Here is a 12316-nt window from a genome sequence, read left to right as displayed (position 1 = left end):
GTCGTAACCTGCCTGGGAATTCGGAAATGGTTGAAGAGAACGTCCTTGTTTCAGATGCAACCTTTCAGAGGCGGCGCAGGGCCCGAGCGCTCAGCGGCCAGCGGCTCGGGCAAACGCCGCAGGCACTGATCCCGCCAGGGCTCCCGGCAGCCTGGAAACGCTAAAACATCCGTCCTTGAGTGTCTGACATGGGAAGCCAGGACATGCCCCGGCGCTGTCCCGGCCTCCGTCCTGTGGCGCCCCTGCAAGGCCGAAGATGGGCTCAGAGACGCCGCTGGCGCTTGAGCTGGGGAATGGTGGTGACGGGAATCTCCAGGCGCTGCAACTGGCACTGGGTATGGGCCGCCAGGGCCGCCAGGGTCGGCTGGCTGAACAGCAGCCGGGCATCGGCATGCAGGCCCTCCTGGCGCATGCGCGCCACCAGGCTGACCGCCAGCAGCGAGTGCCCGCCCAGTTCGAAGAAATGGTCATGGCGCCCCACCCGCTCGACCTGCAGCACCTCGGCCCAGAGCCGCGCCAGGGTCGTTTCCAGCTCGCCCTGGGGCGCCTCGAACTCGCGGCTCAGCACTGCGTCCACCCCGGGTTCCGGCAACGCCTTGCGGTCCAGCTTGCCGTTGGCGCTCAGGGGCAGCGATGCCAGCCGCACATAGGCGGCCGGCACCATGTACTCCGGCAACTGCTCCAGGACATGGGCCCGCAGTGCCTCGATACCCGGCGGCGCCTGGTCCGGGTGCAGGCTGAAATAGGCCACCAGGCGCTCATCGCGCATCAGCACCGCCACCTCGCGCAGGGCCGGGTGTTGCGCCAGCCGTGCCTCGATCTCCCCCAGCTCCAGGCGCAACCCGCGCAGCTTGACCTGGAAGTCGTTGCGGCCGAGGAACTCCAGGTCGCCGTCGGCGTTGTAGCGCACCAGATCGCCGCTGCGGTACAGGCGGTCACCGGCCACGAAGGGGCTGTCGATAAAGCGCTCGGCCTGCAACTGCGGCAAGCCCAGGTAGCCCCGGGCCACGCCGACGCCGCCAATATGCAACTGGCCGCTGACCCCCAGGGGCACCGGCTGGTCATGGGCATCGAGCACATACAGCCGGGTATTGGTAATGGCCCGGCCGATGGGCAACTGCACCGGCGGTACAGGGGCCCCGGGTTCCAGGGTCCAGGCACTGCTGTCCACCGTGGCCTCGGTGGGGCCGTAGACGTTATGCAACCGGGCCTTGGGCAGGCGCTGCTGGAACAGCCGGGCGATGGCCTCGGTGAGCTCGCCACCACCGCAGAAAACGTCGGTCAGGCTGTGGCACTGTCCGCTCTCCTCCAGTTGCAGGAACTGCAGGAGCATCGCCGGCACGAACTTGATCATGGTCACCTGCTGCGCTTGCACCAGCTGCGCCAGGTAGCCCGGATCACGCTGGCCGTCGGGCCGCGCCAGCAGCAGGCGCATGCCGCTGACCAGGGGCCAGAACAGCTCCCACACCGAGCCGTCGAAACTGAACGGGGTCTTTTGCAGCAAGGTGCCGCCCGGACATGGCCCACACAGTCGCGAACTCCAGTGCATCAGGTTGCCCAGGCCACGGTGCTCCACCATCACCCCCTTGGGGTTGCCGGTGGAGCCCGAGGTGTAGATCACATAGGCCAGGTGCCTGACCCCGAGCCCCGGCACCACAGGGTCATCCTGGCCCGGGTGCTGCCAGTGGTCGCGGTCGAAATCGATCAGCGGCACGGCCTGGGCCTGCAGCAGCGCCCGGGTGGGCTGGTGCACCAGCACCGCCAGTGGCTGGCTGTCATTGATCAGGAAGCTCAACCGCTCCGGCGGGTACTCCGGGTCCAGGGGCACATAGGCGCCACCGGCCTTGAGGATGCCCAGCAGGCCGATGAGCATTTCCAGGCCGCGCTCCACGCACAGCCCGACCCGCACGTCCGGCCCCACCCCTTGCTCGCGCAAGTGATGGGCCAGCTGATTGGCCCGCTGGTTGAGCTGGGCGTAGCTCAGGCATTGCTCGCCGGCCTGCAGGGCAATCGCCTGGGGCGTGCGGCGGACCTGGGCTTCGAACAGCCCGTGCAGGGTCAGCTCGCTGGGGTAGTCGGACGCGGTGGCGTTGAACGCCAGCATCTGCTGCCGATACTCCGCCGCCGGCAGGATGGACAGGCTCTGCAGCAGGGTCTGCGGTGCCTGTTCCAAGGCCTGGACCAGCCCCTCCAGGGCGCAGCTCAGGTAGTCCAGCAGACGCTGCGCGCCGATCCGCCGGGGCGCCCGGGCTCCCAGGCGAAAGCCCGGTTCCAGGTCGTCCACCGCCAGCATCAAGGGGTAGCTGAGCACTTCTTCGCTGCTCAGCCATTGCGCCCCCGGCACCCCTTGCAACAGGGCCTGGGCGTCGGCGGCGACGTTGTGCCGGTAGTTGAGCAAGGCATTGAACAGTGGCGTCGGCGCCGCCACGCCGCTGCAACGCTGAGCCAGGGACAGGGGCCCCTGCTCATGGGCCAGCAGCGCGCTGAGGCGTTCCTGGGTCTGGCGCAACCCGGCCGCCACCGTCAGCCCCGCCAGTTCCAGACGCAGCGGCAAGGTGTTGATGAACATGCCCAGGGCCCGGTCCGCTCCCGCACCGGCCTGCAAGCGCCCCAGCAGTACCGTGCCGAACAGCAGGTCCTCGCGGCCGCTGGAGCGCCCCAGCACCAGGCCCCAGGCCAGGTGGAACAGGCTGGCGGCACTGACCCCGAACTGCCGCACCTGATGACGCAGGCGCAGGCTCAAGTCGTGATCCAGCAGAGCACTGGCATGCTGCTGATCCAGCGGCTCGCCCGCACGCTCCTGCCACTCGAAGGCCAGGGTCGGCTGGTCCACCTGGGCCAGGTATTCACGGAAGAACGCAGCATGGGAGGCCTGTCCCAACCGCGTGCGGGCCACGTAGTCACGGTAGGCGAAGGCCGGCGCCAGCGGCTGTTGCCGGCCGTTCATGTGGGCGGCGATTTCCGCCATCAGCAGGGCCGTGGACGTGGCATCGTTGACCAGATGATGAAAGCGCAGCAGCGCGAGCCAGCGCTGGTTCGGCCGGTCCTCGGCCCAGACCAGGGCCAGCAGCGGTGCCTGGCGGATATCCAGCGGGTTGTGCCGCGGGTGGTAATGCTCGCGCAACTGCTCCGCCAGCGAGCCGCCCTCGGCCGCCGGCTGCCACTGCTCCACCGGCAACCGGGCCTGGCGCCAGACCACCTGCAGCGGCTGCTCTGCCGCGTCCCAGACCAGGCTGGTGCGCAGAATATCGTGGCGCTCGATCACCGCCTGCAAGGCCTGGGCGAAGGCGTCCAGGTCCTCGCGACGGGAAAAGGCCAGCAGCGCGTGCTGCTGGTACGGGTCATGCGCGGCAAAGGTCATGTGGTGGTAGAGCAAGCCCTCCTGCAGCGGCGCCAGGGGATAGATGTCCTGCACGTTGCTCACACCACCGGGAACCTGGGCCAGCACCCGGTCGATGCTTGCCTGGTCCAGGTCCACCAGGGTCAGCATCTGCGGGGTGATGTGCCGGCAATCGGCAGGTATGCCATTGGCCGGGATTTCCACGTCCTGCCGGCCCTCCACCGCCGCGGCCAGGCTGGCCAGGGTCGGCTGGCCGAACAGCACCCGCACATCGGCATGCAGCCCCTGCTCCTGCATGCGCTGGATCAGTTCCAGGGCCAGCAACGAATGGCCGCCCAGTTCAAAGAAATGGTCATGGCGACCCACCTGTTGCACCTGCAGCACCTGGGCCCAGAGCTGGGCCAGGGTGGTTTCCAACGGGCCCTGGGGGGCCTGGTACTCGCGGCTGACCAGGGCCTCGGGCCCGGGTGCGGGCAAGGCCTGGCGGTCCAGCTTGCCGTTGGCGGTGAGGGGCAATGCCTCGAGCCGTACATAGGCCACGGGCACCAGGGCGTCGGGCAACTGCCGGCGCAGGAAGTCCCGCAGGTCACTGATCGGCACGGCCTCGCGGGCGGTGAACCAGGCCACTAACTGGCCGTCCCGGGCCTGGACCAGCACCTCCTGCAGCGCGGGATGGGCGCCCAGGCGGGTTTCGATTTCTCCCAGCTCGACGCGCTGGCCACGGATCTTCACCTGATCGTCATTGCGCCCCAGGTACTCCAGGCGGCCGTCCTCCAGCCAGCGAGCCAGATCGCCGGTGCGGTACATGCGCGCACCGGGCCGGTCGCTAAAGGGATCGTCGAGGAAACGCTCGGCCGTCAGTTCGTCGCGATTGAGGTAGCCCCGGGCCACCCCGTGGCCACCGATATAGAGTTCGCCGGCAATGCCGATGGGCAGCGGGCGTTGGCGCTCATCCAGCAGATAGACCCGGGTATTGGCGATGGGCCGGCCGATATGCAGCGGCTGCCCGGCCTCGATGCTCCCGGAGGTGGCCACCACCGTGGCTTCGGTGGGGCCGTAGTTGTTGATCAGGGCAAAGCGCTGTGGCTCGGGTAACTGGCGCAGGCGATCGCCACCGATCAACAGGGTGCGCAGGGTCGGATGACCGAGCCGCTGGCTCAAGGCGTACTCGGCCACCGGCGTGGGCAGGAAGCTCACCTGCAGCGGCTGGGCCCGCCACCAGGCGAGCAACCCATTGAGGTCTTCGGGGCCGTCACTGGCCGGGGCCAGGTGCAGGGTCGCCCCGGCGCACAGGGCCGGCCAGACTTCCCAGGCCATGGCATCGAAACCGAAGCCGGCCAGGCAGGAGGTGTGGCTGCCGGCCTGCAGCTCGAAGGCCCGACAATGCCAGTCCACCAGGGCGGACAGGCTCTGGTGCTCCACCATCACGCCCTTGGGCAAACCGCTGGAGCCGGAGGTGTAGATCACGTAGGCCAGGTGCTGCGCCGTCAGCCCGGGCACCTGGGGACCAGGCGCCGAGCCTGACTGCCATTGCTGATCGTCCAGCTCGATCAGCGGCACTGCCAGGCTCGGCAGGCGCTCGCGCAAACCGGCCTGGGTCAGCAGCGCCACCGGCCCGCAGTCCTCCAGCAGGTAGGCCAGTCGCTCAGGGGGATACGCCGGGTCCAGCGGCACGTAACAAGCACCGGCCTTGAGGATCGCCAACAGGCCGACCAGGGTCTCCAGGCTGCGTCGGGCCAGGATCGCCACCCGCTGATCGGGACCGACCCCAAGCCCTTGCAGGTGCAGGGCCAGGGCATTGGCCCGGCGGTTGAGCTGGTCGTAGCTCAGCTGCTGGCCCTGGGCAACCAGGGCCACGGCGCTCGGAGTGCGCTGGGCCCAGGCCTCGACCCGCTTGTGGATGCGCTGCTCGGCAGCCAGCGGCTGGCGGGTGGCGTTCCACCCTTGCAAACGCGCGTTCTGCTCTGCGCTGAGCAGCGAAAACTGCTGCACCGGCAAGGCCACGTTCGCCAACCCCTGCTCCAGCACATGGATCAGGCAAGCGGCCAGGGCCTCGATCTCATGGGGCTGGAAATACCCCGTGTCGTAGACGTAATGCATCCAGGCGTTGTCGTCGAAACGGTTGCTGCGCAGGTGGATGGCCAGGGGCGTCGGCTCGTGGCGATTGGAAACTTTCACCGACGAGGCCACGGCATCGCCGTAGCGGTATTGCAGGTCCTCCAGTTCATAGGACAGGGTCAGTTCGAACAATTGCCCGCGGTCTTCACGCAGCAGGCCGAGGGCGCGATTGAGCTCGCTCAGGGGAAAGCGCTGATGACGATAATCCTGCTTGAGCACGTCCCGCACCGCCGCCACCAGCGCCTCGAAACTCAGCTCGCGGCCGAAGTCCATGTGCACCGCACTGACTTGGGTGAAACAGCCCAGGGTCACCTTGAAGGCGGCGTTGGGCCGGTTCAGCACCGGCATGCCCAGGACCCAGTGGTCGCGCTGGCCGGTGCGGGCGAAATACACATGCAAGGCCGCCAGCAGCACGTGGAAGGCCGAAGCCCCGGTGCTTGTGCCCAGGGCTTTCATCCGCTCATGCAGGGCTGCGGGAAAGGCCTGCACCAGGGTCGCCCCGGGCGTCCCGGCTTCCTGGCCCGGACGATGGCGCGGGCGCAGCAGCGGCTCCGGCAGGCTCTGGTACTTGGCCAGCCAGTAGTCCTGGTCGCGGGCATAACGGCTGGACTGCTGGTAGCGCGCGTCGTCCTCGATGAAATCGACAAAGGACGGTGCGCCAGGGCCGGGCTGCTCGCCCCGCACCAGGGCGCTGTAGAGGCTACCCAAGGACTGGGATAACTGGGCAAAGCCCCAACCGTCGAGGATCAGGTGATGGGCCTCGGCTTGCATCAGGTGATGCTCGGGGCTCAGGCGAAACAGCGAGAAGCGGCACAGGCGTTCGCCACTGAGTTTGAACGGCTGCTGCATCTGCCAGTGAATCCGCGCCAGGGCAGTGGCCAGCGGGTCGGCCTCGGCGGACAAGTCGTGAAATGCCAACTGCACCGGCCAGTCGCGGTCGAAGTACTGCAACGGCAGGCCGTCGCCGCTGCCCTCCAGGGACAGCACCGTGCGCAGCACATCATGCTTGCGCACCAGCGCCTCCACCGTGCGCTGCATCAGCTCGGGCTGGAGCGGTCCCTTGAGGTCGGCATAGCCGCCGATGTTGTACAGCGGCGAGTCACCGCGGCTCAGTTGATCGAGCCAGATATCCCGTTGCCCGGTGGTCAGCGGCAAGCCTTGGGCCAGCTCCGCCCCGGCGCTCATGCCATCACCGGTGCTGAACGTCCAGCAGGCAGCGCACCGTGGATGACAAGGGTGATTGGCGCGACCAGATCGGCCACGGCAAAGGCAGAAAAACGCGTCATAAGATCCTTCTCATGTGATGGGCCCGGGCACCAGCGTCCGCGGATTTAAGCATCGGCCCCACACCCTGTATGTCACCCGAAACCCGGACATTCCCGAGCCCTGTCGGAGCAGGCTCAAGGCCTTGAGAACGGCTCTGGCAGGCCGCCAGGCAAGCCCCCGCGCAGGCACCGTCAGCGCCGGGACGCTGCTGCGGATCGGCTGAAATAGCTGTAGGACATTGACCACCCGTACATGAGGCTCCTGGCCTCGCCTGCCTTGCCGTCAAGGCCTGATGAGCCTGTGCCGGCAGCGCCTTGCACAACCGCGAGGACGAACGCCAGCGGGGATTGCGCGCCTGTTGCCGACCCACGGGGACAGCCCGGCAGCGCTCTGATGCGGCCTGCCTGTCCCGGTTTACCCCTACAGACGCGAAGTAAATTCTTAGGCTTAAATCAGATTTTTCCGACCAAATCAGGTGCATGAACACTGTGCCGCGGGACACCGTGGCGACCGCGTTTCGATCAGCGATTTGTCTCGATCAAGGATGATAAGGATATGGGTCTGACCAGCAGTATCGCCAACATGGAAACTCCACCCTTCTACTTCGAACTGGGGCAGTTGATCTCCAGTACCGGCCATTGCGGATTCGCCAGGGACATGCTGCAACTGGTGGACAAGCTGGTGCCGGTCAGCCAACTGCTGCTCAGTGAGTGGACCCTCGACGAACGCCAGGCCAGCTCCCTGGCAATCACCTTGCTGGGGCGGGCCGGGCTGCAGGAGGACCTGCCTCTGCCGGAGCCCCCGCGACGCCATGATCCGCTGCTGCACAAGATGCTGGAAATGGACGACTCGCTGCTGATTCAGATGAATGCCCAGGCCCAGGGCGGAACATCGCGCCACACCCCGCACCAATGCCATCTGGTCTCGCGCAAAGCCAACCGCCGCTGTGTCATCGCCCTCTACCGCGAACCCTCCCAGGGCGGTTTTTCCCTGGCCGAACTGTCCTTTCTCAAGAGCCTGTCGGCGACCCTGCTGCCGCTGTTGGAGCGCCATGCCCAACTGCACCGGCAACAGGCCCTGAAGAACCTGCGCAGCTGGAGCAGCCGCCCGGTGGATGCGCGTCAGCAGACGCCCCTGCAACGGGAGTTCGACGAGCGCCTGTCCCTGGGGGACATCAGCCTTTCGGCCCGGGAAAAAGAAGTCTGCCTGGGGCTGTTGACCGGAGGCACGGTGCCGGAAATGGCCCAGCGCCTGAGCGTCAAGAACAGCTCCATCGAAACCTACCTCAAGCGTGCCGCCGCCAAGCTCGGGGTCAGTGGCCGCCACGGCCTGGCCAAGTGGATGGTCGGCGCCTGAGGCGCGGTTGCTGCGCCCCTGTCGTCCACCCTCAGGCGGTCCTTGTCACGAGGCTGATATGCGTACCTCCCCTTCGATTCTGGCGGCCCTGGCCCTGGCCCTCGGCGGCTGCTCGCTGATCCCGGACTACCAGCGCCCAGCGCCGCCGGTTGCTGCCCATTACCCTCAAGGCCTGGCCTACGCCTCGGCCGCCGGCACCGCGGGAGCCGACTGGTCCGGCCTGTTCCAGGACCCCTTGCTGCAACGGTTGATCCACAGTGCCCTGGACAACAACCGCGACCTGCGGGTGGCGGCGCTGAACGTCGCGGCCTATCAGGCCCAGTACCGCATCCAGCGCGCCGACCTGCTGCCGGCGGTGGCGGCCAGTGTCAACGGCAAGCGCCAGCGGCTGCCCGAGCAGATGACCGGCGGCAAGGCGCTGATCAATTCCAGCTATGGGGCGAACCTGGGCATCAGCGCCTACGAGCTGGATTTCTTCGGCCGCATCCGCAGCCTCAGCCAACAGGCGTTGATGACCTACCTGGCCAGCGAGCAAGCCCGGCGCAGCGCGCAGTTGAGCCTGGTGGCCAATGTCGCCAGTGCCTACCTGACCTGGTGCGCCGACCAGGAACTGCTGGAGCTGACCCGCAAGACCCTGGCCGCGGATGAGCAGAGCCTGCGTTTGACCACCCGCAACGGCCATGCCGGGAAGATCTCGGCCCTGGACGTGGCCCAGGCCCGCACCCGCGTCGACAGCGCCCGGGCCAACCTGGCCCGCTACCAGCGCCAGGTGGCCCAGGACCTGAACAACCTGACCCTGTTGGTGGGGGCGCCCCTCCCCGCCGACCTGCCCCAGCGCAGGCTGGCCGAAGGCATGTTGGCCCAGGTGCCCGCGGGCCTGCCTTCGAGCCTGTTGCAACGGCGCCCGGACATTCTCCAGGCCGAGTACCAACTGCAGGCCGCCAACGCCAACATCGGCGCGGCAAGAGCGGCGTTCTTCCCCAGCGTCAGCCTGACTGCCAATGCCGGCAGCTCCAGCAAGGAGCTTTCCGGGCTGTTCAAGGGAGGGGCTGGCGGCTGGACCTTTCAACCGCAGATCAACCTGCCGATCTTCAATGCCGGCAGCCTGCGCGCCAGCCTGGACTACGCCCGGCTGCAGAAGGACATCAGCGTCGCCCAGTATGAAAAGTCGATTCAGACCGCCTTCCAGGAAGTGGCCGACGGCCTGGCCGCTCGCCAGACCTATCAGCAGCAATTGATGGCCCAGGGCAATCTGGTGCAGGCCAGCCAGGACTACTACAACCTGGCCGAGCATCGCTATCGCATCGGCGTGGACAGCAACCTGGTGTTCCTCGATGCCCAACGCTCGCTGTTCAGCGCCCAGCAGGGCCTGATCAACGACCACCTGGCGCAGCTGCTGGCCGAGGTCGACCTGTACCGGGCCCTGGGGGGCGCCTGGAGCGCAGCACCGAGCCTGGCCGGCACCCAGGCACAACCCTGACGCGGTCCTCGGCTTGAGGTCCGAATTGAGATTCTAGGTTGGAGGGGGGAAGTAGCGGCTAGCGGGGAATGTTGAACGCATCGAACCTGAAGTGCCGACCCGGCCAGCCAAGGGCAGTAGGCAGAACACGGACCGGGCAGGCAGGTATTGCGATGTTGCAGCCCGCCCTGACCAGAAACCACCACTGGGCATGGAGCCTGTGGTGGCTGGCCGGGCGAACGGGGCAATTCTAAGCAGCGGTCCTGGCAACGTATGTAAGAAAATTCTTATTCCTGCATATCCTCGGTCGCGCAATCGACGGGGATAAAACCAGAATCTTCCAAGAATGCTCGGGACCGCCGCTGTCGCCCGCGGTTAACGGGTGCCCGGCACCAGATCAAGGATCTCCTCGATGCCCAGGCAACGGGGTTCCACCTCCAGGGTCCGGCCATGTTCGAGAATGCCCACCGCCACATCACGCATGGCCATGTAGGCACTGCGCAGCATGTGGTTGGCGTAGATCACCGCGTTGAAGCCGGCTCCTTCCAGCTCGTCGAAACTCAAGTGGGCATAGCTGGTGGGTACGCAGATCAGCGGCACCCGCGGGCATTGGCGACGGAACTGCCGGGCGAATTCGAGAATCTCCAGACCGTCCTTTTTCCGACTGTGGATCATGATCCCGTCGGCGCCGGCGGCGACATAGGCCAGGCAGCGCTCGATGGCGTCGTCCATGCCCTTGTCGAGGATCAGGCTTTCACAGCGGGCGATGATCAGCAGGTCCTCGTGGCTGCGACTGCTGCAGCCGACGCGGATCTTGTCGCAGAACTCCTCGATGGAGTCCTGAAGCTGGCTCACGGCGTTGCCGAACAGGGAGTTCTTCTTCAGCCCGCACTTGTCCTCGATGACCACCGCCGAGACCCCGGCCCGGTCCAGCATCTTCACGTGGATGGCGAAGTGTTCGGCCTTGCCCCCGGTGTCGCCGTCGAAAATCATCGGCAGCGAACAGACATCGAAGATCTCGCGAATGCCGTGCAGGCGGTTGCTGGGCGAGAGGATCTCGATATCCGGCAGGCCCTTGTGGGTCGAGTCGGTCAGGGAACTGGACCAGATGGCGTCGTAACTCAGGCTGGGCCCGGGCCCGCGCTCCAGCCTGGATTGTTCGGCCAGCAGCGCCGAGATCGGGCTGTGGGCTTCAAGGACCCGCAGACAGCGCTTGCGGCGCAGCAACTGGCTGAGGTTGGTTCGGCGAATATCAGCGTCCTGCATGGGATTCACGCGCCTCTTGTGAGTAGGAACAGCGGGTTGGCTGCGGGGCCTGGGCTCAGGGATGGGTCATGTCCAGGGCCACCACATAGCGGTCGAAATCCGCGGCCGAAACGTAGCCAAGCTGTTGCGCCACCTCCCGCAGGGACTTGCCCTCCTGGTGGGCGGTCTTGGCGATGATGGCCGCCTTGTCGTAGCCGATGTGCCGGTTGAGGGCGGTCACCAGCATCAGGTTCTTCTCGATGTTGGCCTCGATCCGCGCTCGGTTGGGCTCGATGCCCACTGCGCAATGGTCGTTGAAGGCGCGGCAGGATTCGGCCAGCAAGGTGATGCTTTCCAGCACGTTGTGCACCATCACCGGCTTGTAGACGTTGAGCTGGAAATTGCCCTGGCTGCCGGCGAAGGCCACGCTGGCGTCGTTGCCGAAGACCTGGGCACAGACCATGGTCAGCGCCTCGCACTGGGTCGGGTTGACCTTGCCCGGCATGATCGAAGAGCCCGGCTCGTTCTCGGGGATGTCGATCTCGCCGATGCCGCAGCGCGGGCCGCTGGCCAGCCAGCGCACGTCGTTGGCGATCTTCATCAGGGCCATGGCCAGGGTGCGGATCGCCGCCGAGGTGTTGATCAGCGCGTCATGGGCCGACAGGGCGAAGAACTTGTTGGCGCAGGACTTGAACGGGTAGCCGGTGAGCTCGGCGATGATTCGCGCGCACTCGTCGCCGAACTGCGGGTGGGAGTTGAGCCCGGTGCCCACCGCCGTGCCGCCGATGGCCAGGTCGTAGAGGCCGCCAAGGTTGAGTTCGATGGCCCCCAGGGCGTAGTCGATCTGTTCGACCCAGCCGCCGATTTCCTGGCCGAGGGTGATCGGGGTGGCGTCCTGCAGGTGGGTCCGGCCGACCTTGACCACATCGCGATACTGCTGGGATTTCTCGAACAGGGTGTCTCGCAGGGTTGCCACCCCGGGCAGCAGGGTCTCGAAGATTTCCGTCACCACCACCATGTACATGGCCGTGGGAAAGGTGTCGTTGGACGATTGCCCACGGTTGACGTGATCGTTGGGGTGGATGGGCTTCTTGCTGCCCAGCTCGCCGCCGAGCATCTCGATGGCCCGGTTGGCGATCACTTCGTTGGCGTTCATGTTGGACTGGGTGCCGGAGCCGGTCTGGAACACCACCAGCGGGAAGTGATCATCCAACTGCCCACTGATGACTTCGTCCGCCGCCTTGACGATGGGCAGTGCGATGGCTTCAGGCAGTTCGCCAAGCTTGAGGTTGGCCAGGGCCGCGGCCTTTTTCAGGATGCCCATGGCACGGATCATCGGCGCGCCCCACTGGAAGCGCGAACGGCCGATGGGGAAGTTGAGGATCGAGCGCTCGGTCTGGGCGCCCCAGTACTTGTTGGACGGTACGGAAATGGAACCCATCGAGTCGGATTCAAGACGCATGTTCATGGTTCTCCAGTCTTTGCTATGCAGCACAGTCAGTCATGGGAGGCCGGGCCGTCGCCGCGCCCGG

At 66.5% G+C, this 12316-nt stretch carries 5 protein-coding genes; 2 read left to right on the top strand and 3 right to left on the bottom strand.

The features are described 5' to 3' along the window. Positions 1-262: 262 nt before the first annotated feature. Positions 263-6643, bottom strand: coding sequence for a non-ribosomal peptide synthetase (locus tag Q8O96_RS02570; protein ID WP_305948288.1), 6381 nt, complete (start codon positions 6641-6643; stop codon positions 263-265). A gap of 636 nt (positions 6644-7279) precedes the next feature. On the opposite strand from Q8O96_RS02570, the gene Q8O96_RS02565 reads away from it, so the two are divergent. Both Q8O96_RS02565 and Q8O96_RS02560 read left to right on the top strand, forming a co-directional pair. Beyond that, positions 7280-8080, top strand: coding sequence for a helix-turn-helix transcriptional regulator (locus Q8O96_RS02565; protein WP_207167360.1), 801 nt, complete (start codon positions 7280-7282; stop codon positions 8078-8080). A gap of 58 nt (positions 8081-8138) precedes the next feature. Continuing rightward, positions 8139-9560 carry an efflux transporter outer membrane subunit gene (locus Q8O96_RS02560; protein WP_305948287.1) on the top strand — a complete coding sequence of 474 codons (1422 nt, stop codon included), beginning with the start codon at positions 8139-8141 and terminating at the stop codon, positions 9558-9560. 354 nt (positions 9561-9914) lie between these two features. Here the strand turns inward: Q8O96_RS02560 and aepX are convergent, their stop codons facing one another. Then, a complete protein-coding gene (aepX, locus tag Q8O96_RS02555) occupies positions 9915-10805 on the bottom strand; it encodes a phosphoenolpyruvate mutase (protein ID WP_115582002.1) in 891 nt (296 codons plus the stop codon). A gap of 55 nt (positions 10806-10860) precedes the next feature. Further along, positions 10861-12246: a class II fumarate hydratase gene (gene fumC / locus Q8O96_RS02550; protein ID WP_102864088.1), complete on the bottom strand. Its 1386-nt coding sequence runs from the start codon at positions 12244-12246 to the stop codon at positions 10861-10863. Between the last annotated feature and the right edge of the window lie 70 nt (positions 12247-12316).

The organism is Pseudomonas sp. LPH60 (genome assembly GCF_030718165.1).
Lineage (GTDB): Bacteria > Pseudomonadota > Gammaproteobacteria > Pseudomonadales > Pseudomonadaceae > Aquipseudomonas > Aquipseudomonas danubii.
The sequence above is the reverse complement of the archived record's forward strand: the minus strand, read 5'-3'. Positions and strand labels throughout refer to the sequence as shown.